Origin of the sequence: Pseudomonas sp. Xaverov 259 (assembly GCF_019352915.1) — a bacterium.
Taxonomy (GTDB): Bacteria; Pseudomonadota; Gammaproteobacteria; order Pseudomonadales; family Pseudomonadaceae; genus Aquipseudomonas.
In genome coordinates, this window is record NZ_JAAAFV010000057.1 from 675,703 (window position 1) to 702,079 (window position 26,377).

23 protein-coding genes are annotated in these 26,377 nt (G+C 60.5%); 13 read left to right on the plus strand and 10 right to left on the minus strand.

Annotation, left to right across the window (positions count from 1 at the left end):
* Nucleotides 1-151: 151 nt before the first annotated feature.
* The 4 genes from rpoH to ftsY form a co-directional block, all read right to left on the minus strand.
* Nucleotides 152-1,006, minus strand: a complete 855-nt coding sequence (gene rpoH / locus K0H48_RS25945) for an RNA polymerase sigma factor RpoH (protein ID WP_017139465.1) — start codon at nucleotides 1,004-1,006, stop codon at nucleotides 152-154.
* Nucleotides 1,007-1,135: 129 nt separating this feature from the next.
* Nucleotides 1,136-2,158 (minus strand): permease-like cell division protein FtsX, encoded by a 1,023-nt coding sequence (ftsX, locus tag K0H48_RS25950; RefSeq protein ID WP_219269860.1) that lies wholly within the window; start codon nucleotides 2,156-2,158, stop codon nucleotides 1,136-1,138.
* The gene (ftsE, locus tag K0H48_RS25955) at nucleotides 2,155-2,826 is read right to left on the minus strand and encodes a cell division ATP-binding protein FtsE (protein WP_003213784.1); all 672 of its coding nucleotides are present in this window, start codon (nucleotides 2,824-2,826) and stop codon (nucleotides 2,155-2,157) included. Before ftsE ends, ftsX begins: the two co-directional genes overlap by 4 nt.
* Nucleotides 2,823-4,229 carry a signal recognition particle-docking protein FtsY gene (gene ftsY / locus K0H48_RS25960; protein WP_219269861.1) on the minus strand — a complete coding sequence of 469 codons (1,407 nt, stop codon included), beginning with the start codon at nucleotides 4,227-4,229 and terminating at the stop codon, nucleotides 2,823-2,825. Before ftsY ends, ftsE begins: the two co-directional genes overlap by 4 nt.
* Before the next feature lie 338 nt (nucleotides 4,230-4,567).
* Here ftsY and K0H48_RS25965 point away from each other — a divergent pair, with 338 nt between their 5' ends.
* From K0H48_RS25965 to K0H48_RS25980, 4 genes are all read left to right on the plus strand, one after another.
* Entirely contained in the window at nucleotides 4,568-5,923 is a 1,356-nt protein-coding gene (locus tag K0H48_RS25965) for a pitrilysin family protein (RefSeq protein ID WP_219269862.1), read from the plus strand.
* A complete protein-coding gene (locus K0H48_RS25970; protein WP_219269863.1) occupies nucleotides 5,916-7,406 on the plus strand; it encodes a pitrilysin family protein in 1,491 nt (496 codons plus the stop codon). The genes K0H48_RS25965 and K0H48_RS25970 overlap by 8 nt, the downstream gene beginning before the upstream one ends.
* The gene (rsmD, locus tag K0H48_RS25975; protein WP_056857682.1) at nucleotides 7,406-8,023 is read left to right on the plus strand and encodes a 16S rRNA (guanine(966)-N(2))-methyltransferase RsmD; all 618 of its coding nucleotides are present in this window, start codon (nucleotides 7,406-7,408) and stop codon (nucleotides 8,021-8,023) included. Before K0H48_RS25970 ends, rsmD begins: the two co-directional genes overlap by 1 nt.
* 230 nt (nucleotides 8,024-8,253) lie before the next feature.
* Entirely contained in the window at nucleotides 8,254-9,249 is a 996-nt protein-coding gene (locus K0H48_RS25980; RefSeq protein ID WP_219269864.1) for a hydrolase, read from the plus strand.
* 121 nt (nucleotides 9,250-9,370) lie between these two features.
* Here K0H48_RS25980 and K0H48_RS25985 read toward each other — a convergent pair whose 3' ends face one another.
* Nucleotides 9,371-10,225, minus strand: a complete 855-nt coding sequence (locus K0H48_RS25985; RefSeq protein ID WP_219269865.1) for a sulfurtransferase — start codon at nucleotides 10,223-10,225, stop codon at nucleotides 9,371-9,373.
* Nucleotides 10,226-10,258: 33 nt separating this feature from the next.
* A complete protein-coding gene (locus K0H48_RS25990) occupies nucleotides 10,259-10,930 on the minus strand; it encodes a TetR/AcrR family transcriptional regulator (RefSeq protein WP_025859550.1) in 672 nt (223 codons plus the stop codon).
* 146 nt (nucleotides 10,931-11,076) lie between these two features.
* Between K0H48_RS25990 and K0H48_RS25995 the strand changes: the two genes are divergently transcribed.
* From K0H48_RS25995 to K0H48_RS26015, 5 genes are all read left to right on the plus strand, one after another.
* Nucleotides 11,077-12,504, plus strand: a complete 1,428-nt coding sequence (locus K0H48_RS25995; protein ID WP_219269866.1) for a coniferyl aldehyde dehydrogenase — start codon at nucleotides 11,077-11,079, stop codon at nucleotides 12,502-12,504.
* Between the two features lie 28 nt (nucleotides 12,505-12,532).
* Complete coding sequence (locus tag K0H48_RS26000; protein WP_219269867.1) at nucleotides 12,533-13,078, plus strand: twin-arginine translocation pathway signal protein; 546 nt, start codon at nucleotides 12,533-12,535, stop codon at nucleotides 13,076-13,078.
* Nucleotides 13,079-13,239: 161 nt separating this feature from the next.
* A complete protein-coding gene (locus K0H48_RS26005; RefSeq protein ID WP_219269869.1) occupies nucleotides 13,240-14,835 on the plus strand; it encodes a GMC family oxidoreductase in 1,596 nt (531 codons plus the stop codon).
* A gap of 103 nt (nucleotides 14,836-14,938) precedes the next feature.
* Nucleotides 14,939-15,418, plus strand: coding sequence for a pantetheine-phosphate adenylyltransferase (gene coaD, locus K0H48_RS26010; RefSeq protein ID WP_200430454.1), 480 nt, complete (start codon nucleotides 14,939-14,941; stop codon nucleotides 15,416-15,418).
* Nucleotides 15,419-15,698: 280 nt separating this feature from the next.
* Nucleotides 15,699-15,950 (plus strand): YfhL family 4Fe-4S dicluster ferredoxin, encoded by a 252-nt coding sequence (locus K0H48_RS26015; RefSeq protein WP_029300613.1) that lies wholly within the window; start codon nucleotides 15,699-15,701, stop codon nucleotides 15,948-15,950.
* A 123-nt stretch (nucleotides 15,951-16,073) separates the two neighbouring features.
* On the opposite strand, the gene mutM is transcribed toward K0H48_RS26015, so the two are convergent.
* Both mutM and K0H48_RS26025 read right to left on the minus strand, forming a co-directional pair.
* Entirely contained in the window at nucleotides 16,074-16,886 is an 813-nt protein-coding gene (gene mutM, locus K0H48_RS26020; protein ID WP_219269871.1) for a bifunctional DNA-formamidopyrimidine glycosylase/DNA-(apurinic or apyrimidinic site) lyase, read from the minus strand.
* 21 nt (nucleotides 16,887-16,907) lie between these two features.
* On the minus strand, nucleotides 16,908-17,720 hold the full coding sequence (locus K0H48_RS26025; RefSeq protein WP_200430510.1) for an HDOD domain-containing protein: 813 nt from the start codon (nucleotides 17,718-17,720) through the stop codon (nucleotides 16,908-16,910).
* Between the two features lie 295 nt (nucleotides 17,721-18,015).
* On the opposite strand from K0H48_RS26025, the gene K0H48_RS26030 reads away from it, so the two are divergent.
* The 3 genes from K0H48_RS26030 (at nucleotide 18,016) to ilvD (ending at nucleotide 22,793) form a co-directional block, all read left to right on the plus strand.
* A complete protein-coding gene (locus tag K0H48_RS26030) occupies nucleotides 18,016-19,212 on the plus strand; it encodes a class I SAM-dependent rRNA methyltransferase (RefSeq protein WP_003213799.1) in 1,197 nt (398 codons plus the stop codon).
* Nucleotides 19,213-19,460: 248 nt separating this feature from the next.
* Nucleotides 19,461-20,621: an MFS transporter gene (locus tag K0H48_RS26035; RefSeq protein ID WP_219269873.1), complete on the plus strand. Its 1,161-nt coding sequence runs from the start codon at nucleotides 19,461-19,463 to the stop codon at nucleotides 20,619-20,621.
* Nucleotides 20,622-20,951: 330 nt separating this feature from the next.
* A complete protein-coding gene (gene ilvD / locus K0H48_RS26040) occupies nucleotides 20,952-22,793 on the plus strand; it encodes a dihydroxy-acid dehydratase (RefSeq protein ID WP_017139479.1) in 1,842 nt (613 codons plus the stop codon).
* A 242-nt stretch (nucleotides 22,794-23,035) separates the two neighbouring features.
* Here ilvD and K0H48_RS26045 read toward each other — a convergent pair whose 3' ends face one another.
* A complete protein-coding gene (locus K0H48_RS26045; protein WP_219269875.1) occupies nucleotides 23,036-24,094 on the minus strand; it encodes a haloacid dehalogenase-like hydrolase in 1,059 nt (352 codons plus the stop codon).
* Between the two features lie 241 nt (nucleotides 24,095-24,335).
* Here K0H48_RS26045 and K0H48_RS26050 point away from each other — a divergent pair, with 241 nt between their 5' ends.
* The gene (locus tag K0H48_RS26050) at nucleotides 24,336-25,727 is read left to right on the plus strand and encodes an L-cystine transporter (RefSeq protein WP_219269877.1); all 1,392 of its coding nucleotides are present in this window, start codon (nucleotides 24,336-24,338) and stop codon (nucleotides 25,725-25,727) included.
* 121 nt (nucleotides 25,728-25,848) lie between these two features.
* On the opposite strand, the gene K0H48_RS26055 is transcribed toward K0H48_RS26050, so the two are convergent.
* Nucleotides 25,849-26,361 carry a dihydrofolate reductase gene (locus K0H48_RS26055; protein WP_219269878.1) on the minus strand — a complete coding sequence of 171 codons (513 nt, stop codon included), beginning with the start codon at nucleotides 26,359-26,361 and terminating at the stop codon, nucleotides 25,849-25,851.
* Nucleotides 26,362-26,377: the final 16 nt, after the last annotated feature.

Below are 26,377 nucleotides of genomic sequence, written 5' to 3' on the forward strand. Positions count from 1 at the left end.
ATTGGCGGCCTTCAAAAGTTGTGTAGATACCTATGCTCATCGCAGGCAAGCCAGCTCCCACAGTGGGCCGAGTCAGGCTTAAGATTTTCGACCGCACACAAAAATGCCCCGATCTTTCGACCGGGGCATTTTTGTGTCTTATCGCTGCGTTTTAAGCGGCGATCGACAACTTCAGCTTGTTCATCGCGCTTTTCTCAAGCTGACGAATCCGCTCGGCCGACACGTTGTACTTCTGCGCCAGGTCGTGCAGCGTGGCTTTTTCTTCAGCCAACCAGCGCTGATAGAGGATGTCACGGCTGCGGTCGTCCAGCACTTCCAGCGCTTCGTGCAGGTTCTGGTTGGAGTTGTCGCTCCAGTCGGCGTCTTCCAGTTGACGTGCCGGGTCGTACCGGTGGTCTTCCAGGTAGTTGGCCGGCGATTGGAAGGCGCTGTCGTCGTCCGCTTCAGCGGCCGGGTCGAAGGCCATGTCATGGCCGGTCAGGCGACTTTCCATCTCGCGCACTTCACGCGGTTCCACGCCGAGGCTTTCGGCCACGCGGTGGACTTCCTCGTTGTTCAGCCACGCCAGGCGTTTTTTCTGGCTGCGCAGGTTGAAGAACAGCTTGCGCTGGGCCTTGGTGGTCGCGACTTTCACGATGCGCCAGTTGCGCAGGATGAACTCGTGAATTTCCGCCTTGATCCAGTGCACGGCAAACGACACCAGGCGCACGCCCATCTCAGGGTTGAAACGCTTTACAGCCTTCATCAGGCCGACGTTGCCTTCCTGGATCAGGTCAGCCTGGGCCAGGCCGTAGCCGCTATAGCTACGGGCGATATGTACGACAAAACGCAGGTGGGCGAGCACCATCTGCCGAGCCGCCCCCAAATCCTGCTCATAGTAGAGACTCTCGGCCAGTTCACGCTCCTGCTCGGGCGTCAGCAATGGAATGCTGTTGACCGTGTGCACATAGGCTTCCAGGTTTGCACCTGGGACCAGAGCATAAGCAGGTTGCAAAGAAGTGGTCATACGAAAAAACCTCCGACTCACATAACTCGTGCAGTTCAGCACTGCGAAAATTGACCGGGAACCGTAGGACAAGTTCCCTAAACCACCAATACGGTCAATACAAACGAAACCACATTAATCTGACATTAACTACTTCGGTGCCAGCTCACGTAAATGACGAGCGACCGCAATCCAAGCACCGATATACCCCAACAAGACGGCGCCAAGCAAGAGACTCAGACCGTCGGCGACCGGCACCCCGGCCAGGGCAAAATCGCTGCCGTACAAGCCGGCCAGCCCGACTACCGCGTCGTTCAGCCAGTTCAAGCCAAAAGCCAGTACGCCCCAGGACAAAATCCCGGCACCAAAGCCATAAAGCGCGCCCATGTACAGAAAAGGCCTACGCACATAGCTGTCTGTGCCGCCGACCAGTTTAATCACTTCTATCTCGGTGCGGCGGTTTTCAATATGAAGACGAATGGTATTACCTATCACCAAAAGTAATGCAGACACCAACAACACCGTCAGACCGAACACAAAGCGGTCGCCTAGCTTAAGGATGGCCGCCAGGCGCTCTACCCAGACTAGATCAAGTTGTGCCTGTTGCACCTTCGGCATCTCTGCGAGTTTTTGTCGCAGGGCCTCCAGCGCCGGCTTGTCGACTTCGTTCGGAGTCACCAGCACCACGCCCGGCAGCGGGTTCTGTGGCAGCTCTTTGAGTGCCTCACCCAGGCCCGATTGCTGCTGGAACTCTTCAAGCGCCTTATCGCGACTGATGTATTCGGCATCCGCCACGCCCGGCAGGTTCTTGATGTCGTCGCGCAGGCTCTCGCCATCTTTGGCGCTGGTGTCGAGGTCCAGGTACAGGGAAATCTGCGCCGCACGCTGCCAGGAACCGCCCAGGCGCTCAACATTATTAAGCAGCAGCGACAAGCCCATCGGCAGGCTCAATGCCACAGCCATTACCAGGCAGGTGAAAAAGCTGCCGATCGGCTGTTTGCCCAGGCGACGCAGGCTGTCGACCAAACTGGCGCGATGGCTTTCGATCCAGGCGCGCAGCAGCGTGGCGAAATCCGGGCCATCATCTTCGTCGCGTTTTTTCTTCGGCGGTTGCGGGTCGGCGGCTTTTGGCGCCACACGTTCGGAAACCTTGGGGCTGCGAGTGGCACTCATACGCCAGCCTCCCCATCACCGATCAGGCGGCCGCGTTGCAGGGTCAGCATACGGTGGCGCATGCGAGCGATCAGGGCCAGGTCGTGACTGGCGATCAATACGCTGGTGCCCAGGCGGTTGATGTCTTCGAACACGCCCATGATCTCCGCCGCCAGACGTGGGTCGAGGTTACCGGTAGGTTCGTCCGCCAGCAGCAAGGCCGGGCGGTGCACGATAGCGCGGGCGATGCCGACGCGCTGTTGTTGGCCGGTGGACAGGTCGCCTGGGTACAGGTCGGTCTTGTCCGACAGCGCCACGCGCTCAAGAGCCGAATCCACGCGCTTGACGATTTCAGCCTTGGACAGGCCGAGAATCTGCAACGGCAGAGCAATGTTGTTGAACACCGTGCGATCAAACAGCAACTGGTGGTTCTGGAACACCACGCCGATCTGGCGGCGCAGGAACGGAATCTGTGCGTTGCTGATAGTGGCCAGATCCTGGCCGGCCAGCAGCAGCTTGCCGGTAGTCGGGCGCTCCATCGCCAGCAACAGGCGCAGCAGCGTACTTTTACCGGCGCCCGAGTGGCCGGTCACAAACAGAAACTCGCCACGCCGTACTCGAAAGCTCAGCTCATGCAAGCCCACATGCCCGTTGGCGTAGCGTTTACCGACCTGTTCGAATCGAATCATGAACGCTCCCGCTCGGCGAAAAGTGCCTGTACAAAGGGTTCGGCTTCAAAGGTGCGCAGGTCGTCGATGCCTTCACCGACACCGATATAACGAATCGGCAACCCGAACTGTTTAGCCAGGGCGAAGATCACGCCGCCTTTTGCTGTGCCGTCGAGCTTAGTCAATGCCAGGCCAGTCAGTTGCACTGTCTGGTTGAATTGTTTGGCCTGGCTGATGGCGTTCTGGCCAGTACCGGCGTCGAGCACCAGCAGCACTTCGTGCGGGGCGTCGGCGTCGAGCTTGCCGATCACGCGGCGCACTTTCTTCAACTCTTCCATCAAGTTGTCTTTGGTGTGCAGGCGACCGGCGGTATCGGCGATCAACACGTCGATGTTACGGGCCTTGGCGGCTTGCACGGCATCGAAGATCACCGAGGCGGAATCGGCGCCCGTGTGCTGGGCGATCACCGGGATCTTGTTGCGCTCACCCCAGACCTGCAGCTGCTCCACGGCAGCGGCGCGGAAGGTGTCGCCGGCGGCGAGCATGACTTTCTTGCCTTCGGACTGCAGCTTCTTGGCCAGCTTGCCGATGGTGGTGGTTTTGCCGGCGCCATTGACGCCGACCACCAGAATCACGAACGGCTTGTTCGGCGTGATCACCAGCGGGGCTTCTACAGGCTTGAGCATCGCAGCCAGTTCGGCCTGCAAGGACTTGTAGAGCGCATCGGCGTCAGTCAGCTGCTTGCGCGCAACCTTCTGGGTCAGGCTCTGGATGATCACGGCAGTGGCTTCAACGCCCACGTCGGCGGTGAGCAGGCGGGTTTCGATGTCTTCGAGCAGCTCGTCATCGATGACCTTCTTGCCCAGGAACAGGCTGGCCATGCCCTCGCCGATGCTGGCGCTGGTTTTGCTCAGGCCTTGCTTGAGGCGGGCGAAGAACCCGGTTTTGCTGGTTTCAGCGGCAGCCACAACAGGCTCCGGGGCGACCGGCGGCTCGATAATGGCGGGAGCGGCAACCACAACAGGGGCCGGCTCTGGCTCAACGGTGACGGGCGCAGGCGCTTCGACTACCACTGCAACCGGTTCAACAACCACAGGAATCGGAGGCGTGACGTGCTCAGCCTGTACATCTTCAACCAGTGCCACAGGCTCTTCAGCCACCGGCAGTTCCAACCACGGTTTGTGCTCGGGTTCAGGCTCGGGCGCAGGCTCTGGTTCAACCACCGGTTGCAACACCGGCTCGGCCATCGGCAACACCACCGGCGCGGGCGGCTCAGCGTCTATGACGGGTTCTGGAATCGGCTCAGGCTGAACCTGTGGCTGTTCGACGACGGTTTCCTGCGGCTTTTTGCGCAGCCATCCGAACAGGCCTTTTTTCTCGCCAGCCGCAGCTGGGCTCTTCTTGTCGTCGTTGGAACCAAACATGGAGGACGGCTATCTCAAAGTAGCGATGCGCCAGGGCGCCTCGGTAAATAAATTCGATGCAGAACAGACTGCGTTAACGCTCGCTTGTTCATGCGCAACATTTTGTAAGGCGTAAATAAAGGCCTCAACAAATCGTTTCAATAAAGGACTGAAGCGACAAAATCGGCGAAAAGTAGAAGATCGTCGGGGAAACCCAGCGCCAACACCTACATCCCTACGACTCGATCCGGAACGATATGACCGCCGCAGTGGCCGCCCCTGAATCGGATCAGTATCCTAGCACCTCCTCGCCCGCCGACGCTAAGACCAAGCGGGTAGCCCAACAGGTTAAAACACGAATGATTGCTCTAGCCCGCCGCGCCGCAGGCCTGCTGCTCAGCACAGTTTGTCTGCCTCTTTCAGCCTTGGCTGCCGACCCACAACCCACCCATGAATTCACTCTCGATAACGGCCTTAAAGTGGTCGTGCGCGAAGACCATCGTGCGCCGGTGGTGGTTTCCCAGGTCTGGTACAAGGTCGGTTCCAGCTACGAAACCCCGGGCCAGACCGGTTTGTCCCACGCTCTGGAACACATGATGTTCAAGGGCAGCGCCAAAGTCGGTCCCGGCGAAGCCTCGCTGATCCTGCGCGACCTGGGCGCCGAAGAAAATGCCTTCACCAGCGACGATTACACCGCCTACTACCAGGTACTGGCGCGTGACCGCCTGGGCGTCGCCTTCGAATTGGAAGCCGACCGCATGGCCAGCCTGCGCCTGCCGGCCGATGAGTTCAGCCGCGAAATCGAGGTAATCAAGGAAGAACGCCGCCTGCGCACCGACGACAACCCGATGTCCAAGGCCTACGAGCGCTTCAAGGCGATGGCCTACCCCGCCAGCGGTTACCACACGCCAACCATCGGCTGGATGGCTGACCTTGAGCGCATGAAAGTCGAAGAACTGCGCCACTGGTACCAGTCCTGGTATGTGCCGAACAACGCCACGCTGGTGGTGGTCGGCGACGTAACGCCGGACGAGGTCAAAAAACTCGCCGAACGTTACTTCGGCCCAATCCCCAAGCGTGACGTGCCACCCGCCAAGATCCCGCTGGAACTGGCCGAACCTGGCGAGCGCCTGCTGACCATGCACGTGCAGACCCAACTGCCGAGCGTGATCCTTGGTTTCAACGTGCCGGGCCTCGCGACTGCCGAAGACAAGCGCTCGGTGCAAGCCCTGCGCCTGCTCTCGGCCCTGCTGGATGGCGGCTACAGCGCACGTATCTCGGAGCAACTGGAGCGCGGTGAAGAGCTGGTCTCCGGCGCCTCCACCAGCTACGACGCCTATACCCGTGGTGACAGCCTGTTCACATTGAGCGCCACGCCGAACCAGCAGAAGAAAAAGACCATTGCCCAGGCCGAAGCCGGCCTGTGGCGTTTGCTCGACGAGTTGAAAGCCAAGCCGCCGACCACCGAAGAACTGGAGCGTATCCGCGCCCAAGTGATCGCCGGCGTGGTTTACCAACGTGATTCCATCACCAGCCAGGCCACGGCCATCGGCTCGCTGGAAACCGTTGGCCTGTCGTGGAAACTCATGGACACCGAGCTTGCCGACCTGCAAAGCGTGACCCCGGAAGATATCCAGAAAGCCGCACGTACTTATTTCACCCGCGAACGTTTGAGCGTCGCCCATGTTATGCCTGAGGAGACCGCTCATGAGTAATCGCAAAAGCAGCCGCCTGATCTTCCCCGCCCTGGTCGTCGTCACCCTGATCGCCGCCGGCGCCGTGTACTTCCTGCGCCCGAGTGAGACCGTGGCCAGCCAGGCGCTGGACAAGGCGCAATCGGCCAACAAACTGCAATCTTTGGCGGAACTGGACGGCAAGGCGCCGACCAACCGCAAGCTCGACGTGCAAACCTGGACCACCGCCGAAGGCGCCAAGGTGCTGTTCGTCGAAGCCCACGAACTGCCGATGTTCGACATGCGCATCCTGTTCGCCGCCGGCAGCAGCCAGGACGGCACCACGCCCGGCGTTGCGTTGCTGACCAACGCCATGCTCAACGAAGGCATACCAGGCAAGGATGTCAGCCAGATCGCCAGCGGCTTTGAAGGCCTGGGCGCGGACTTTGGCAACGGCGCTTATCGCGACATGGCGTTGGTGTCCCTGCGTAGCCTGAGCGACAGCGACAAGCGCGACGCGGCCCTGACGCTGTTTGACCAAGTGATCGGCAAGCCGACCTTCCCGGCCGACTCCCTGGCGCGCATTAAGAACCAGATTCTGGCCGGTTTTGAGTACCAGAAACAGAACCCTGCCAAGCTAGCCAGCCTTGAACTGTTCAAGCGTTTGTACGGCGACCACCCTTACGCCCACCCGAGCGAAGGCACACCCGAGAGCATTCCGGCGATTACCCTGGCGCAGCTGCAGGCGTTCCACGCCAAGGCTTACGCAGCGGGCAATGCGGTGATTGCCGTGGTGGGCGACCTGACTCGCACCGAGGCGGAAGCCATGACGGCCAAGGTCTCCGCGTCGCTGCCCAAAGGCCCGGCTATGGCGAAGATCGCCCAGCCGACCGAGCCTAAAGCTGGCCTGAGCCATATCGAGTTCCCGTCCAAGCAAACCCATTTGCTGTTCGCGCAACTGGGCATCGACCGCGCCGACCCGGACTACGCCGCCTTGTCCCTGGGCAACCAGATCCTCGGCGGCGGTGGTTTCGGCACCCGCTTGATGAGCGAAGTGCGTGAGAAGCGCGGCCTGACCTACGGCGTTTACTCCGGTTTCTCGCCGATGCAGGTACGTGGCCCGTTCATGATCAACCTGCAGACCCGCGCCGAAATGAGCGGCGGCACCCTGCGCCTGGTTGAAGACGTGCTGGCCGATTACCTCAAGACCGGCCCGACGCAAAAGGAACTGGACGACGCCAAGCGTGAGCTGGCCGGCAGCTTCCCGCTGTCCACCGCAAGCAACGCGGATATCGTCGGGCAGTTGGGCGCCATGGGTTTCTATAACCTGCCGCTGAGCTATCTTGAGGATTTCATGAAACAATCCCAGGCCCTGACCGTAGAGCAGGTCAAGGCTGCAATGAATAAACACTTGAGCGCCGACAAGATGGTCATCGTGACCGCCGGCCCGACGATTGCGCAAAAGCCACTACCGCCCCCCACTGATAAACCCGCCGAGCAGCCGCTCGGGGTTCCGGAGCATTAATGGCCAGTTCATCTCGCCCGAAAAAACCTGTCCACAACGTGCATAACGGTGTGGGCCAACTGCGCATCATTGGCGGTGAATGGGGCAGCCGCAAGCTGAGTTTCCCCGACGTCGTGGGCCTGCGCCCAACGCCGGATCGCGTGCGTGAAACCCTGTTCAACTGGCTCGCGCCGTATATCGGCGGCGCCAAGGTACTGGACCCGTTCGCCGGCAGTGGCGCGCTGTTTCTGGAGGCGCTGTCCCGTGGCGCGGCCCAGGGCCAGGCACTGGATGCCAGCAATGTGGCGGTGTCCAGCCTCAAGGAACACCTCGGCACGCTGCGTTGCACCACCGGCCAGGTGCAAACCGCCGATGCGCTGCGCTACCTGGAAACCCAGGCGGCCAGCGAATACGACGTGGTGTTCCTCGACCCGCCGTTCAACCAGAACCTGTTGCCGACGGTTTGCGCGTTGCTGGAAGAGCGCCAATGGCTGGCACCCGACGCATGGATCTACACTGAAAGCGAGACCGCGCCGTCTACCCTCGGCCTGCCAGGCAGCTGGCGCCTGCACCGGGAGCAGAAGTCCGGTCGGGTGTATTACGCGTTGTGGCACCGGTTGGTCGAAAGCGCTGCTTAAACCTTAGGTGAATACTGTAGTGAGCAGGCTTGTTGTGATGGCCAGGATTGTCGTGGCGAGCAGGCTTGCCCTGCGTTGGGCTGCGAAGCAGCCCCTTCTACAGGCACCGCGATCTTACAAATAGAATACGGTGACTTTATTGGGGCCGCTTCGCAGCCCAACGCAGGGCAAGCCTGCTCGCCACGATGAGCTCGCATGCCACAGTGAGTTCGCTTGCTACCGAGAGTTTCATGATCCCGTCCTCCGAGCTGTTCAAACCCGCCTTCGGCCTCGGCAACCCTCACTTGCAAACCTTGTGGGGGCCGCTGTGGCGCCCCACCACCCACATCGAACGCCAACGCGAACGCCTGTGGCTGGACGACGGCGACTTTCTCGACCTCGACTGGCATGGGCCCCATGACGCGCAAGCGCCATTGGTGCTGGCGCTGCACGGGCTGACCGGTTCGTCCAACTCGCCCTATGTGGCAGGGCTGCAAAAGGCCCTCGCCGCCCAAGGCTGGGCCAGCGCCGCCTTGAACTGGCGCGGCTGCTCAGGTGAGCCGAACCTGTTGGCACGCAGCTATCACTCGGGCGCCAGTGAAGACCTGGCGGCGGCGATTGCCCATCTGCGAGCCAAGCGGCCCTTGGCGCCGCTGTATGCGGTGGGGTATTCGTTGGGCGGCAATGTGTTGCTCAAGCACTTGGGCGAAACCGGCGAGGCGTCCGGGCTGCAAGGCGCAGCGGCGGTGTCGGTGCCGTTTCGACTGGACCAGTGCGCCGATCGCATCGGGCTGGGTTTTTCGCGGGTGTATCAAAAGCATTTCATGCGCGAGATGTTGGCGTATATCCGCGTCAAGCAAAGCCGCTTTGTACAGGACGGCCGGGCCGAAGGGCTGAAAACCCTGGAAGCCCTGGGTTCATTGGAAAAAATGCGCACGTTCTGGGACTTCGATGGCCGGGTGACCGCGCCGTTGCACGGTTTCCTCAGTGCCGAGGACTATTACCGCCGCGCTTCGAGCCGTTACTACCTGGGTGAAATCCGCACGCCAACCCTGATTATCCAGGCCGCTGATGACCCGTTTGTGTTCGCCCACAGTTTGCCGCTGGCCAGCGAACTCTCGGATTGCACCGAGTTTGAGTTGTTGGCCAAGGGTGGCCATGTGGGATTTGTCGAAGGCACGCTCAAGCGCCCCAGTTACTATCTTGAACGCCGTATTCCAGAGTGGCTACTGACACAACACGGTTAAACAATGTAGGAGCGGGCTTGCTCGCGAAGGCGGTGTATCAGTCACAAATTTATCGACTGACATTCCGCATTCGCGAGCAAGCCCGCTCCCACATTTTGATTGGGTTTGCAGGCCTGGCGGCTCAGTCGCCGGTTGCTATTTCCCGAGAGGGATCAGTAATCCACTCACTCCACGACCCCGCATACAACTTGCCCAACGGGTAGCCCGCCAGACTCAATGCAAACAGGTTGTGGCACGCCGTCACGCCCGAACCGCAATACGCCACCAGTTCATCCGGTGCGCGGCCCTGCAACTGCGCGGCGAAGCGCTGTTTGAGCTGATCGGCCGGCAGGAAGCGCCCGTCACTGCCCAGGTTCTCGTTGAACGCTGCACATTGCGCACCGGGAATGTGCCCGGCAACCGGGTCAATCGGCTCTACCTCGCCGCGAAAACGTGCCGCTGCACGGGCGTCGATCAAGGTGAGGCCCGGCTCACCCAGGCGTTTTTGCAAGTGCTCAGCGTCCAGCAGCAGGTGATTGTCCGGCGAACCGGCGAACGTTCCCGGCTCCACCGACGGCGCATCGAGGCTCAACGGGAAACCGGCGGCGTGCCAAGCCTTGAGGCCACCGTCCAGGATAAACACACCATCACGCTTACCCAGCCAGGCCAGCAGCCACCACGCGCGGGCGGCATAGGCGCCGGGGCCGTCGTCGTACAGCACGATGTCGGTGTTGGCATTGATGCCCCAGGCCCGTAGTTGCGCAACCAACGTATCCGCCGCCGGCAAGGGGTGGCGACCCGTCACGCCTTTGGTCACCGGCCCACTGAGATGCCGCTCAAGGTCGGCATATTGCGCGCCTTCGATATGCCCTTCGGCATAGCTGCACAGCCCGTAGTCCGGGTCTTCGAGGGCAAAACGACAATCCAGGATCACCAGCCCTGCGGCCTTCTGGCGTTCGGCCAATTGCTGGGGGCTGATCAGTTGGGCAAGCGGCATGACGGGCTCCTGTGAACAGTTTCGGGAAAGGTGCTACTTCACTTCTTCCAGTGCCTGGTTCAACGGCACGTAAAACTCTTTGAACAGCGCATCCACCGCCTCTTTCGCCTGAGGCGTGACAAACCCCGCCTCCAGCACCAGCACCTGATACACGCCGCGCTTGATCGCTTCGGCACTCAAGTGCGCGGAATTTTCATTGGTGGTGCACAAAAAACGCACCCAAGAGGTGAGGATGATCCAGGCATTGAGGGTCAGCGCCTCGGTTTGCACCGGGTCCATATTAAGGATACCGGCGTCGACAAACCCTTGGTAAATCGCCCCGCCCTGGATCAGGCAGCGTTGGGAGAACCGCCGGTAGCCGGTGGCCAGTTCCGGGTCGCTTTCCAGCAGGTGTTCGAGGTCGCGATGCAGGAAACGATAACGCCACATGCCCGCCAGCACGGCCTGCAGGTAAAAACGCTTGTCTTCGACGGTAACGGCGCGGCCCTGGGGCGGGCGCAGAAAACTGTCCACCAACGCTTCGTACTCACGAAACAGCACGGCGATGATCGCCTGCTTGTTGGGGAAGTGGTAGTACAGGTTGCCCGGGGAAATTTCCATATGGGCGGCGATATGGTTGGTACTGACGCTGCGCTCACCCTGCTGGTTAAAAAGCTCCAGGCTGGTTTGCACAATGCGCTCGCTGGTCTTTACTCGTGGTGCCATAGGGGATCAGCTTCTGAACACGGGATGGGGCATCTTACGGCCTATCCTTGTCAGGATAAATCCGCATGTTGCTGCAATGACATTTGACAATTTAGAGCAATGACTCTAAAAATCCAGGCAGACCTATAACAATCGGGAACTGCGCCATGTCTGCCAACGTTGCCTACCTGCAAGATTCCCAGGCGCTGGATCAACTCCAGGACCTGTTCGACGCCCAACGTCGCGCCTACGCGGCCAACCCGATGCCGCCAACTGCACAGCGCCAGCAATGGCTGAAGGCTTTGCGCGACGTACTCAGCGACGAACGCCAAGCACTGATCACCGCGATCAGCCAGGACTTCAGCCACCGCAGCGCAGACGAAACCCTGTTCGCCGAGTTGATGCCCAGCTTGCATGGCATTCACTACGCCAGCAAACACCTCAAAGGCTGGATGAAACCTTCCCGGCGCGCGGTAGGCATTGCCTTCCAACCGGCGTCAGCCAAAGTCATCTACCAGCCGCTGGGTGTGGTCGGGGTGATTGTCCCCTGGAACTACCCGCTGTACCTGGCCATTGGCCCATTGGTCGGGGCTTTGGCGGCGGGCAACCGGGTAATGCTCAAGCTCAGCGAGTCGACGCCGGCCACGGGCGAGCTGCTTAAGGCGCTGCTGGGGAAAATTTTCCCCGAAGACCTGGTGTGCGTGGTGCTGGGCGAAGCTGAAGTGGGCATGGCGTTTTCCAAATTGCGCTTCGATCACCTGCTGTTCACCGGCGCCACCAGCATCGGCAAGCACGTGATGCGCGCGGCCGCCGAGCACCTCACACCGGTCACCCTGGAACTGGGTGGCAAGTCGCCAGCTATTGTTTCCGCCGATGTGCCACTCAAGGATGCCGCCGAGCGTATCGCCTTCGGTAAATGCCTGAATGCCGGGCAAACCTGTGTGGCGCCGGATTACGTATTGGTGCCGGAAGAACGCGTTGAAGGTTTCATCGAGGCTTACAGCAACGCCGTTCGTGGGTTTTATCCGACCCTGGCCGACAACCCGGACTACACCGCCATCATCAATGAGCGGCAACAGGCCCGGCTCAATGCCTATGTCAAAGACGCCACCGACAAGGGCGCCACTGTAATTGCGCTCTATGACCAAGGCCAGGCACGGCGTATGGCCCACAGCCTGTTGCTGAATGTCAGCGACGAGATGACGGTGATGCAGGACGAAATCTTCGGCCCGCTGCTACCTATCGTGCCTTATCGCGGCCTAGACCAAGCATTTGCCTACATCAACCAGCGCCCTCGCCCACTGGCCCTGTATTACTTCGGCTACAACAAGGGCGAACAGAACCGCGTGCTTCACGAAACCCATTCCGGCGGTGTTTGCCTCAACGACACGCTGCTGCATGTGGCCCAGGACGATATGCCTTTTGGCGGCATCGGCCCGTCGGGCATGGGCCATTACCACGGCCATGAAGGTTTCCTCACGTTCAGCAAGGCCAAGGGTGTGCTGGTCAAACAGCGCCTGAACGCGGCGAAGCTGATCTATCCGCCTTACGGCAAAGTCATCCAGAAGTTGATCCAGAAGCTGATTATCCGCTGATTCCGCCACCCTCGGGATAACAATAACAATGAACCCTAGCCTGACTGAAACACCTGCGCTGTCACGGCGCGGCGTCTTGAAAATCGGCCTGTGCGCCAGCGCGTTCCTGGCCACCGCCGGGTTGGGGGCCAGCCTCAGCGGCTGCTCCAGCAGCACCCCGGCCAGTGGCTTTGCCATGCTGCGCAGCAGTGACTTGCCGTTTTTGCGCGCAATCATCCCGGTGTTGCTCGAAGGCGCGGCCAGCGCTCAAGAGGTGGTCGCCGGTATCGAAGACACCCTGAAAAAACTCGACTACAGCCTGCAAAACCTGTCGCCGGAGATGTTCAAGCTCACCCAGCAGTTGTTCGACGTGCTGAGCATGGGCATCACCCGTGGCCCGCTGACCGGCATCTGGGGCAGTTGGGAAAACGCCAGTAGCGAGCAGATCCGCAACTTCCTGCATCGCTGGGAAAACAGCTACCTGAACCTGCTGCGCATGGGCCAGGGCTCGCTGCTCAAGCTGGTGATCATGGCCTGGTACTTCCGGCCGGCATCATGGGTGCATTGCGGTTATCCCGGCCCACCCAAGATCTAAGCCTGGCAACCCGATCAAAAAATGTGGGATCGGGCTTGCTCGCGAAAGCGGTGGGTCAGTCAATGATTTCTAAATTGATAGACCGTATTCGCGAGCAAGCCCGCTCCCACATTGACCGCAACTTCGTAGCGTTTAACGCATAAAAACAAGAGTGCACTTCTATGCCCGTACCCGATCTGTTCCGTGATGGCCTGGCCCGTGGCTGGAAAACCCACAATGGCGCCGCCCTCGACAGCGACCTGACCCTGGAAGCCGATGTGGCCATTATCGGCAGCGGCGCGGGTGGCGGCACCACCGCCGAGATCCTCAGTGCTGCGGGCTATAAGGTGCTGCTGATCGAAGAAGGCCCGCTCAAGACCAGCAGTGACTTCAAGCTGCTCGAAGACGAGGCCTACGCCAGCCTCTACCAGGAAGGCATCGGCCGCATGAGCAAGGACGGCGCGATTACTATCCTGCAGGGCCGTGCCGTCGGCGGTACCACGCTGATCAACTGGACCTCGAGCTTTCGCACACCCGACGCCACCCTCGCCCACTGGGCCAGTGAGTACGCGGTCAAAGGCCACAGCAGCGCCGAAATGGCGCCATGGTTCGAAAAGATGGAACAACGCCTGGGCATCGCGCCTTGGGCCATTCCACCGAATGCCAACAATGATGTGATCCGCAAAGGCTGCGAGAAACTCGGCTACAGCTGGCACGTGATCCCGCGCAACGTGCGCGGCTGCTTCAACCTGGGTTATTGCGGCATGGGTTGCCCGGTCAATGCCAAGCAATCGATGCTGGTAACCACCATTCCCTCCACCCTGGAGAAGGGCGGCGAACTGCTCTACCTGGCCCGCGCCGAGCGCCTGAAATACAGCGGCGACAGCATCAGCAGCCTTGAATGCGTGGCCATGGATGAACGTTGTGTGGCACCTACCGGGCGCAAAATCACGGTCAAGGCCAAACATTACGTGCTGGCAGGCGGCGGCATCAACAGCCCGGCGCTGCTGATGCGCTCGGACGCGCCCGACCCGCATTCGCGGCTGGGCAAGCGTACCTTCCTGCACCTGGTGAATTTCTCCGCCGGGCAGTTTGACGAGGTAATCAACCCTTTCTATGGCGCGCCGCAGTCGATCTATTCCGACCACTTCCAGTGGCAGGACGGCACCACCGGCAAAATGTCCTACAAGCTTGAGGCGCCGCCGCTGCATCCAGGCCTGGCCAGCACGCTGTTCGGTGGCTACGGCACCGGGAACGCGCTGGACATGAGCCAGTTGCCCCACACCCACGCCATGCTCGCCCTGCTGCGCGACGGTTTTCACCCCGACAGCCCCGGCGGCACGGTGGAGTTGCGTGGTGACGGCACGCCGGTGCTCGACTATCAGGTCTCGGACTACGCCTGGGACGGTCTGCGCCGTGCGTTTCATACCATGGCCGAGATTCAGTTCGCGGCGGGCGCCAAGTCGGTCAAGCCGTTGCATCACGATGCACGCTACGTAAATACCCTGGCCGAAGCACGCAGCCTGATCGATGGCTTGAGCCTGGAACTGCACCGCACCACGCTGGGCAGCGCCCATGTGATGGGCGGTTGCGCCATGGGCGAAGACCCGAAAAACGCGGTGGCCGACAGCCTCGGTCGCCATCATCAATTGCGTAACCTGTCGATCCACGATGGCTCGCTGTTCCCCACCAGCATTGGCGCCAACCCGCAATTATCGGTGTACGGGTTGACCGCGCAGCTGGCGACAGCATTGGCCGAACGTCTGAAAACAGCATGAAAAAACCAGGTATTCGCGGTATTTATCTACATAAGTCGACTTGGCCCACCGGGAATGCTGCGATACCATCCGGTTCCCCAACGGACTCCGCCAGGACGACGCGATGAACCGAGTGTTGTACCCAGGTACCTTCGACCCGATTACCAAAGGCCATGGCGATCTGGTCGAACGTGCGTCTCGCTTGTTCGACCATGTGATCATCGCGGTCGCCGCCAGCCCCAAGAAAAACCCGCTGTTTCCCCTGGAACAGCGCGTGGAGCTGGCGCAGGAGGTCACCAAGCACCTGCCCAACGTGGAAGTGGTGGGCTTTTCGACGTTGCTGGCGCACTTTGCCAAAGAGCAGAACGCCAATGTGTTCCTGCGTGGCCTGCGCGCGGTGTCGGACTTCGAATACGAATTCCAGCTGGCCAACATGAACCGCCAACTGGCGCCGGACGTGGAAAGCCTGTTCCTGACGCCGTCGGAACGTTATTCGTTCATTTCCTCGACGCTGGTGCGTGAAATTGCCGCTTTGGGTGGAGATATCACCAAGTTTGTGCATCCAGCTGTCGCCGAGGCGCTGACGCTGCGCTTCAAAAAGTAAAAGTAGCGTGTTTTGCGCCGAGCAGGCTTGTTGTGGCGAGCGGGCTTGCCCCGCGTTGGGCTGCGAAGCAGCCCTGAAATAACGCACCGCGTAGCTTCAGCCAGAACTGGTTTTGGGGCCGCTACGCGCCCCAACGCGGGGCAAGCCCGCTCGCCACAAAATCCTCGCCACAAAATCAAAGGCCGCAAGTCAGACCGGCTCGCACTGCGGGCGCCAATGCGGCACAATTGCGCGCATTAGTTTTCAGATGCCCTGGCTGACAGCCCTGGCAGGAGTTTCCATGTCCCTGATCATCACCGACGATTGCATCAACTGCGACGTCTGCGAACCCGAGTGCCCGAACGCTGCGATTTCCCAGGGCGAAGAGATCTACGTGATCGACCCCAACCTGTGCACCCAGTGCGTCGGCCACTACGACGAGCCTCAGTGCCAGCAAGTGTGCCCGGTGGATTGCATTCCGCTGGATGAGGCACGGCCGGAGACGGAAGAGCAGTTGATGGAGAAGTACCGGCTGATTACCGGTAAGGCCTGAGATTTTGTGGTGGCTAGGCGGGCCTCATCGCAGGCAAGCCAGCTCCCACACTTGAATGTGTTCACAACTCTAAATGTGGGAGCTGGCTTGCCTGCGATAGCGATTTCAGCCATCACCCAGCAATCAGCTCTGGCACTTAGGGCAAAACACACTCGCCCGCTGCCCCAGCAACACATTGCGCAACTCGCTCCCGCAGACCTTGCACGCCTCGCCACCCCGGCCGTAGACGTACAGCTCCTGCTGGAAATACCCCGGTTGCCCGTCGCCGCCGATAAAGTCCCGCAACGTAGTACCACCTCGCTCGATCGCCGCCGCCAGCACGCGCTTGATCTCGATCGCCAGCTTCAAGTAGCGCCCGCGTGAAATACCGCCCGCAGCCCGACGCGGATCTATCCCGGCCGCAAACAACGCTTCCGTCGCGTAGATATTGCCCACGCCCACCACCACCGCGTTGTCCATGATGAACGGCTTCACCGCCATCGACTTGCCACGCGAGAGCTGGAACAGCCGCTCGCCGTCAAATAGATCGGTCAATGGCTCCGGCCCCAGGCGCAGCAGCAATTCGTGGTTATGCGGGTCCTGGCTCCAGAGCATCGCGCCGAAACGCCGAGGGTCGGTATAGCGCAGGGCCAGGCCGGATTCGAGCTCGATATCCACATGCTCATGCTTGAGTGCCGGCAAGCCGACCTCCACCAGACGCAAATTGCCCGACATACCCAAATGGCTGATCAAGGTGCCCACTTCGGCATTGATCAACAGGTACTTGGCCCGTCGCTCCACCAGCACGATGCGCTGCCCGGACAGGCGCACATCCAGGTCTTCCGGGATCGGCCAGCGCAGGCGCCGTTCACGCACCACCACACGGCTGACGCGTTGGCCTTCCAAATGCGGCGCAATCCCGCGACGGGTAGTTTCGACTTCGGGTAACTCGGGCATGTGTACCTCTTGCTTAAAGGGTCAGTGGGCGCCCAGTTCGCGAATGGACAGCTTCAGGCTTTCAAAGTCGTAGTCCGACAAGCCCACGTAATCCAGCACCAGATGGCCGATGGCATCCCACTCATGGTCCGCCGACTGGTTGCCCAGCACGCGGTAGGACGAGCAGATGTGCTCGGCCATCTTGAGGATCGCCAGCAGGTTTTTAAGTTGCGGGTTGCGCGACGACTCATCGCTGAAAATCGCCAGGGCGTTGTGGTGGTTGGCGATGGCGTCGGTGACATGCTCCGGCAGGCGCCAGGATTTGGCGGTGTAGTAGCCGACCACGGCATGGTTGGTGTTGAACGCATTGTTTTCGGTGTCGACCACGCGGCAGTCCGGGCCGGCATTCGCGTAAGCCTGCTCCAGCACCGCCATGTAGTTGGGGAAGCGCTTGAGCATCAGCGGCACGCCGCAGTCGTGGAACAGGCCCAAGGCATAGGCTTCGTCGACTGTTTGCGAGCCGGTGCGCTTGGCCAGGGTCAGGCAGGTCATGGCCACGTCCTGGGCGGTGTCCCAGAAGCGGTTGAGGGTGACGATGGTGTCGTCGCTCATCTCGCCCTTGATCGACTGCGCGTTGATCAGGTTGATGATCGAGCGGCTGCCCAGCAGGTTCACCGCGCGCTGGATCGAGGCGATCTTGTTGCTCAGGCCGTAATACGGCGAGTTGACGATCTTCAGCAGCGCGCCGGACAAGCCTGGGTCCTGGGAGATCAGCCGCGCGATTACTTCCAGGTCCGGGTCGGGCATGTACTGCTCCATCTGCAAATCCACCATGATTTGCGGTTGAGGCGGCACGCTGATGCCTTGCAGGGCCTGTTGGATCTGCTCGGCGGAAAGCTCTGGGGACATAAATACACACTCTGGACTAGGCGCGAATTCTAACCTTTATGAAGACCCGGCCGACACCCAAAAACCGAACTGGAACCGGATCAAATGTGGGCTCTGGGCTTGTGTGGGAGCTGGCTTGCCTGCGATTGCATCACCACCGTACGTCAGATACACCGAGTCGCCTGCATCGCAGGCAAGCCAGCTCCCACATGAATAACGGCGCAACAGGGTATACTCCCGCTCTTTTTTCCGGAGCGACGTCATGTCCCTGCCAAGCCTGCGTCTCAAAGCCAACGCCGATCGTCGTTTGCGCAACGGCCACCTGTGGGTCTACAGCAACGAAATCGACGTGGCCGCCACCCCACTTCACGGCTTCCAGGCAGGCGACCAGGCTATCCTGGAAGCGGCCGGCGGCAAGACCCTGGGCATCGTGGCCATGAGCCCGAACAACCTGATCTGCGCACGCCTGTTGTCGCGCGACATCAAGTTGCCACTGGATAAATCGCTGCTGGTGCACCGCATCAACGTCGCCCTGTCCCTGCGTGACCGCCTGTTCGACAAGCCGTTCTACCGCCTGGTCTACGGTGATTCCGACCTGTTGCCGGGCCTGGTGGTCGACCGTTTCGGCGACATCCTGGTGGTACAGATCGCCTCGGCGACCATGGAAGCGCATAAAGAAGACGTGATCGCCGCACTGACCCAAGTGCTCAAGCCGAGCGGCATCCTGTTCAAGAATGACTCCGCCGCGCGCGACGCCGAAGGCCTCAACCGCTACGTCGAAACCGTATTCGGCCTGGTGCCGGAATGGGTCGCACTGGAAGAAAACGGCGTGAAATTCGAAGCCCCGGTGATCCAGGGCCAGAAAACCGGCTGGTTCTACGACCACCGCATGAACCGCGCTCGCCTGGCTCCGTATGCCAAAGGCAAACGCGTGCTCGACCTGTACAGCTACATCGGCGGCTGGGGCGTGCAAGCTGCAGCGTTCGGCGCCAGTGAAGTGTTCTGCGTCGACGCCTCGGCCTTCGCCCTCGACGGCGTAGAGCGCAACGCCGCGCTGAACGGGGTTGCCGAGAAGATGACCTGCATCGAAGGCGACGTGTTCGAAGCCCTCAAGGAACTGAAAGCCAGCGAAGAACGCTTCGACGTGATCGTCGCCGACCCACCGGCCTTCATCAAACGCAAAAAAGACATGAAGAACGGCGAAGGCGCCTACCGCCGCCTCAACGAGCAAGCCATGCGCCTGCTCAGCAAGGACGGCATCCTGGTCAGCGCTTCGTGCTCCATGCACCTGCCGGAAGACGACCTGCAAAACATCCTGCTGACCAGCGCCCGTCACCTGGACCGCAATATCCAGATGCTCGAACGCGGCGGCCAGGGCCCGGATCACCCGGTACACCCGGCGATTGCCGAGACGCGCTATATCAAGAGCATTACGTGCCGGTTGTTGCCCAATAGCTGATTGAACGCGGGCTAAATGTGGGAGCGGGCTTGCTCGCGAAAGCGGCATGTCAGTCGATGAATGAGTTGACTGACACTACGTATTCGCGAGCAAGCCCGCTCCCACATTTTGGTTTGTAGTGTGTCAGGGAAATTTTCCTATCGCCGCAATCCACAACAATTCGGGAACCGTCCTTCAACGGTTTTGATTGAATTCCACATTTCGCAGACTAGTATCGGTTTCTGGAATTACTCCGGAAAACAAAAACAATGTCTGGGCTCTACCTCTCCCGCTTCATTCTCATCACCTGCATTTCCCTGATCAGCTTCTTCCCGATCAATATCCTGCTGCCTTCGTTCCCCGCCCTGTCTGTGCAATTCGACACACCTAGCGCCGAAATCGCCCTGTCCATCAGCCTGTTCACGCTGGTGTTCTCGATCTCGCAGTTGGTCGCCGGCCCGCTGTCGGATAAATACGGACGCAAGGAAGTCCTGCTCGGCTGCATCACGCTGTCGATCCTCGGCGCGATCGGTTGCGCATTCGCGTCGGACTACCTGACCTTCCTGCTGTTTCGCTGCGTACAGGCCATGGGCTGCGGCTTTTTCGTGTTGGGCCATGCACTGGTCGAAGACCTGTTCGAGGAGCAGGACCGCGCCCGCGTACGCCTGTATTACATGACCCTGAGCGGTTCGTTTGTGGCGCTCTCGCCACTGATCGGCTCCTGGCTGCAAACCACTTTCGACTGGCAAGGCAGCTTCTACGGCTTTGCGCTGATGGCACTGGGCATGTTGCTCCATGCGTTGTGCATCCTGCCTTCCAAGTCCGCCAGCCCGTATCGCGCACCGGTGTCGATCATTGGCCCGCTGAAAGCCGTCGCCCGCAATAAAGACTTCCTGCGTTACTGGTGGATCGCCGCGCTGGTGTTTGCTTGTTACTTCGCCCTGATCAGCGTGACGCCGCTGATTTTCATGGACGCGCTTAAACTCTCCGAATACCAGTACGCGTTGGTGCTGATGGTGTACGGCGTGGCTTATCTGCTCGGCGGCGTGGCGGCTTCATACCTGCAAAAGCGCATTTCACTGCCCCGCCAGATCAATATCGGCCTTGGTTTACTGCTCGTCGCGGGTGTATTGCTCATGCTGATCATCAGCTTTGAAGCCATCACCACCGTGACTCTGGTGATCCCGATGCTGATCAGCGCCCTGGCGGTGACCCTGGTTCGGCCAGCCGCCATTTCTGCGGCGATGCTGTTGTTTTCCAGCAGCGCCGGTACGGCGGCATCGGCGGGCAACAGCATCATGTTCCTCACCGCCGCCGTCAGCAGCGCCGCCCTTGCCCAAACCGGAGCGCATTTGCTGATGACCATCGCCGCAAGCTTCATGGTGCTCAGCCTGTGGGGCGGATGGACGAATGCGCGAGTCGGGCGTTAGCACCCTCCATTGTGGCGAGCAAGCTTGCTTGCGCTGGGGTGCGAAGCGCCCCCAAAAAGGCCCGAACCGGTTTGCCACTGAGCGCGAGCAAGCGCCCTCGCCACAGACGGCCATTCCCTACAGCCGCCAGCGGTGTAGAATCGGCCTATTCATCGCCAGTCATCCCCCGGCGGGTTTATGAGCTCGAGGCCCAAGCAAGCGGTGATCCCGCGACGCGAGTGGCAACTTTTGGACACACGGCCATTTTCTGAGTGTTCCAGACGTCAATAGAAGCTCACTCCCCAGTAGTACCTGATTAGTAGTTACCTGATTAGCCGCCCGGAGTGCTCCATGCCAGATTACCGCTCGAAAACATCCACCCACGGCCGCAACATGGCCGGCGCGCGCGCACTGTGGCGTGCCACGGGGATGAAGGATGACGACTTCAAAAAGCCGATCATCGCGATTGCCAACTCGTTCACCCAGTTCGTACCGGGCCACGTCCACCTCAAGGACCTGGGCCAACTGGTCGCCCGCGAGATCGAACGCGCCGGTGGCGTAGCCAAGGAATTCAACACCATTGCCGTGGATGACGGCATCGCCATGGGCCATGACGGCATGCTGTATTCGCTGCCGAGCCGCGAGATCATCGCCGACTCCGTGGAATACATGGTCAATGCCCACTGCGCCGACGCCATCGTCTGCATCTCGAACTGCGACAAGATCACCCCCGGCATGCTGATGGCCGCCCTGCGCCTGAACATCCCGGTGATCTTCGTCTCCGGCGGCCCGATGGAAGCCGGCAAGACCAAGCTCGCCTCCCACGGCCTCGACCTGGTGGACGCCATGGTCATCGCCGCCGATTCCAGCGCTTCTGACGAGAAGGTCGCGGAATACGAGCGCAGCGCCTGCCCGACCTGCGGTTCGTGCTCCGGCATGTTCACCGCCAACTCGATGAACTGCCTGGTCGAAGCCCTGGGCCTGGCCTTGCCGGGCAACGGTTCCACCCTGGCCACCCACAGCGACCGCGAACAGCTGTTCCTGCAGGCTGGCCGCACCATCGTCGAGCTGTGCAAGCGTTACTACACCGAAAACGATGAGTCGGTATTGCCGCGCAATATCGCCAACTTCAAGGCGTTCGAAAACGCCATGACCCTGGACATCGCCATGGGCGGTTCCACCAACACCATCCTGCACTTGCTGGCCGCCGCCCAAGAAGCCGAGATCGACTTCGACCTGCGCGACATCGACCGCCTGTCTCGCCACGTGCCGCAACTGTGCAAAGTCGCGCCGAACATCCAGAAGTACCACATGGAAGACGTGCACCGCGCTGGCGGGATCTTCTCGATCCTCGGCTCGCTGGCCCGTGGTGGCCTGTTGCACACCGACCTGCCGACCGTGCACAGCAAATCCCTGGCCGAAGGCATCGCCAAGTGGGACATCACCCAAACTGACGACGAAGCGGTGCATCACTTCTTCAAGGCCGGCCCGGCGGGCATTCCGACCCAGACCGCGTTCAGCCAGTCGACTCGCTGGGAAACCCTGGACGACGACCGTGAAAACGGCTGCATCCGCAGTGTCGAGCACGCTTACTCGCAAGAAGGCGGCCTGGCCGTGCTGTACGGCAACATCGCGCTGGACGGCTGCGTGGTGAAAACCGCCGGTGTGGATGAATCCATCCACGTGTTCGAAGGCCGCGCCAAGATCTACGAAAGCCAGGACAGCTCGGTACGCGGCATCCTCGCCGACGAAGTGAAAGAAGGCGACATCGTGATCATCCGCTACGAAGGCCCTAAAGGCGGCCCGGGTATGCAGGAGATGCTCTACCCCACGTCCTACCTGAAGTCCAAAGGCCTGGGCAAAGCCTGCGCCTTGCTGACCGATGGCCGTTTCTCCGGCGGTACTTCGGGGCTGTCCATCGGCCACGCCTCGCCTGAGGCTGCTGCCGGTGGCGCGATTGGTCTGGTACAGGATGGCGACAAGGTGCTGATCGACATTCCGAACCGCTCGATCAACCTGTTGATCAGCGACGAAGAACTGGCTGCACGCCGCGTCGAGCAGGACAAGAAAGGCTGGAAGCCGGTGGAGAAGCGTCCGCGCAAAGTCACCACCGCGTTGAAGGCGTATGCCCTGCTGGCCACCAGTGCCGACAAGGGTGCTGTACGTAACAAGGCGATGCTCGACGGCCTGTAAGCCTCGCGCATAAAAATGCCCCGCCATGTGCGGGGCATTTTTTTGCCTGAATAAAATCCCCCAGACAGCAGAGATCTACTGTGGGAGCTGGCTTGCCTGCGATAGCGGTGGGCCAGCCGACTCATGTATGGCCTGGCACACTGCTTTCGCGAGCAAGCCCGCTCCCACACTTGACCGAGTTCCAACATGAGCATGCGGTCGAATGTGGGAGCGGGCTTGCTCGCGAAGCAGGCGCCTCGGTATTACTGAATCTCGTCAGGTTTCACGATCACCCAGTTCTTGTCCGCCGTCACCGGCAGACCTTCCTTGGCCTGGGCCGCCGCGTGCTTGGCCATCATGCCGTTGAGTTGGGTCATGTATTTGTCCTTGCGGTTGATCCACAAGTGAATGCCGCCCTTGGCCACGTCCACATCGTGGAACAGCATGTAGCCGTCGCTGGTTGGCGTGTCACCGCCAACGATCACCGGTTTTTTCCATTCGTCGATGTAGGTCAGGATCGCCGCGTGCTTGCCGGCCATCCAGGTCGCCGGGGTCCACAGGTAAGGCGTCAGTTCCAGGCCGAGGTTGGCCTTCTCGTCATATTTGCCCGCAGTGATCTGCTTACGCGCAGTGGTCAACTCGCCAGTCTTGCGGTCCTTGAGCAAGGTGCTCACGCCAATCACGTTCTCGGGTTTGACGTTGTAGCCGTACTTCGGATCGGCGGCGACCATGCGCACCAGCTCCTCGGAGGCGGCGGTCATCACATACACTTCGATGCCGTTTTCCATCAGTTTGTTGTACAGCTCGGCCTGGCCGGTGAAGACTTTCGGCGGTTGCACCTCAGACTTTTTCACCACATCGCCTTCAAAGTAGGTGACCGGCACCGGCTTGCCGGAAGCCATCAGCTCATCCACCTGGACCTTGAGTTCCTTGAGGGTGAAGCCTGAGAAAATTTGCGCCACCCACGGGTAGCAGACCATGTCGTCGACTTCGCAGAGGCGGTAGTAGTAGCTGAACAGGCTTTCCTTGTGGTCGGCGGTGTCCTTGAACGGCATCAGCTTCAGCGATGGGTCCATGCTCTCGCGGGTGATCAGGCCCTTGTTTTCCATGTACGGCAACAAAGACTCTTCGAGGTCGTAGCGGTAACTGGTGTTGTCCATGTCGAACACCGCGAAGTTACCCTTGTTGGCATTCGCGGCAATCATCTTGTTCAGTTGCTCGGCGGCAGGCGCCGGCCAGTGTTTCAACTCGGTGGCGGCAAATGCCTGGCTGACGAGGCCGAGGCAGAAGGCGGCGGCAAGTAGTGTTGGCGCGAGCTTCATAAGCGTTTTCTCCCTGAGTGAAAGACATCGACGCTAACAAATCTGTATGACAGTTATCGCCCGAGCACGACCGCTTGCGTCGTGATAACGCCAAGGGCATGTGCCTGAGCGTCAAATGCTTATTCCAAAAACGACAGTCGCCATTCCATATTGGTATTAAATCAATATATTTCAAACTGTTAGGCTTCCCGGTTCGCAATCGCAGGCTCACGCGATTGGCTGCCTTCTCAACGGAGCTTCAATGAATCTGCCCCTGATTCTCAACTTACTGGTGTTCGTGGCCCTGTTGCTGGGCCTGGCACAAACCCGTCGCACAAACTGGAGCCTCGCCAAGAAGGTGCTGTTTGCCCTCGTATTGGGCGTGGTGTTCGGCACGGTGCTGCACACCATTTATGGCGACGGCAACCCGGTGCTAAAGGCCTCGATCAGCTGGTTTGATCTGGTCGGCAATGGCTATGTGCAACTGCTGCAAATGATCGTGATCCCGCTGGTGTTCGCCTCGATCCTCAGTGCTGTGGCGCGTCTGCATAACGCCTCGTCACTGGGCAAGATCAGCTTCCTGACCATCGGCACGCTGCTGTTCACCACCGCGATTGCGGCGCTGATCGGTATCGGCCTGACCAACCTGTTCGGCCTTACCGCCGAAGGTCTGGTGGCGGGCACCCAGGAAATGGCACGCCTGCAAGTGATCCAGAGCGATTACGCCGGCAAGGTCGCCGACCTGAATATCCCGCAGCTGCTGCTGTCGTTCGTGCCGGCCAACCCGTTTGCAGATCTCGCCCGCGCCAAGCCGACGTCGATCATCAGCGTGGTGATTTTCGCCGCATTCCTGGGGGTTGCCGCGCTGCAACTGCTCAAGGATGACGTGGAAAAGGGCCAGAAAGTGCTCAACGCCATCGACACCCTGCAAGCCTGGGTAATGCGCCTGGTGCGCCTGGTGATGAAGCTGACGCCTTACGGTGTTTTGGCACTGATGACCAAGGTGGTCGCCGGCTCTAACCTGCAAGACATCATCAAGCTCGGCAGTTTTGTGGTGGTCTCGTACCTGGCGCTGGGCCTGATGTTTGTGGTGCATGGCCTGTTGCTGTCGCTGGCCGGGATCAACCCGCTGCGGTTCTTCCGCAAGGTGTGGCCGGTGCTGACCTTTGCCTTCACCAGCCGCTCCAGCGCAGCCGCCATTCCGCTGAGCATTGAAGCGCAGACCCGTCGCCTGGGCATTCCGCAATCCATCGCCGGGTTTGCCGCCTCGTTTGGCGCGACCATTGGCCAGAACGGTTGCGCCGGTCTCTACCCGGCCATGCTGGCGGTGATGGTTGCGCCGACCGTGGGCATCAACCCACTGGACCCGCTGTGGATCGCAACGTTGGTGGCGATTGTGACCTTGAGTTCGGCCGGTGTGGCAGGCGTGGGCGGCGGTGCGACCTTCGCCGCGCTGATCGTGCTGCCGGCGATGGGCTTGCCGGTGTCACTGGTGGCGCTGCTGATTTCCGTAGAGCCGCTGATCGACATGGGCCGCACGGCGCTGAACGTGAATGGTTCGATGACGGCGGGCGCGATTACCAGCCAGGTCATGGGGCAGACGGATAAAGCGCTGCTGGATGCTGATGAGCATGCTGAATTAGCGCAGGTCTAAGGCCTTAGATCGTTCCCACGCTCCGCGTGGGAATGCAGCCCAGGACGCTCTGCGTCCGTACCTGAAGGCCGTGACGCGGAGCGTCACAAGAGGCATTCCCACGCGGAGCGTGGGAACGATCTTAATTGCGCTCCCAGACTTCGAAGTTGTACGCCGGCTTATCACCTTCAGCTGGATTCTCCAGGTTTGTCACCAGCTTCCACTGGTTCAAATCAAACGCCGGAAACCACGCGTCGCCTTCCGGGCTCAACGCCACCCGCGTCAAATACAGGCGATCCGCCTGCTCCAGCCCCTGCGCATACAACTGCGCACCGCCGATCAGCATCAGCTCATCCACGCCCTGTTCCAGCGCCCAGGCTTCAGCCCGCTCAACTGCTGCCTCCAGTGACGGAAAAACTTCCGCACCTTCGAGCACCAAGCCGGTCTGACGGCTGACCACAATGTTCAAGCGCCCCGGCAACGGTCGGCCCAGGGAATCCCAGGTCTTGCGCCCCATGATGATCGGCTTGCCGAGCGTGGTGGCCTTGAAATATTTGAAATCCCCCGGCAAATGCCAGGGCATGCTGTTGTCGACGCCGATCACGCGGTTTTCACCGAGGGCTGCGATCAGGCTTAAAGGGAGAGTTTTTTTCATGCCGACGAGAATACCA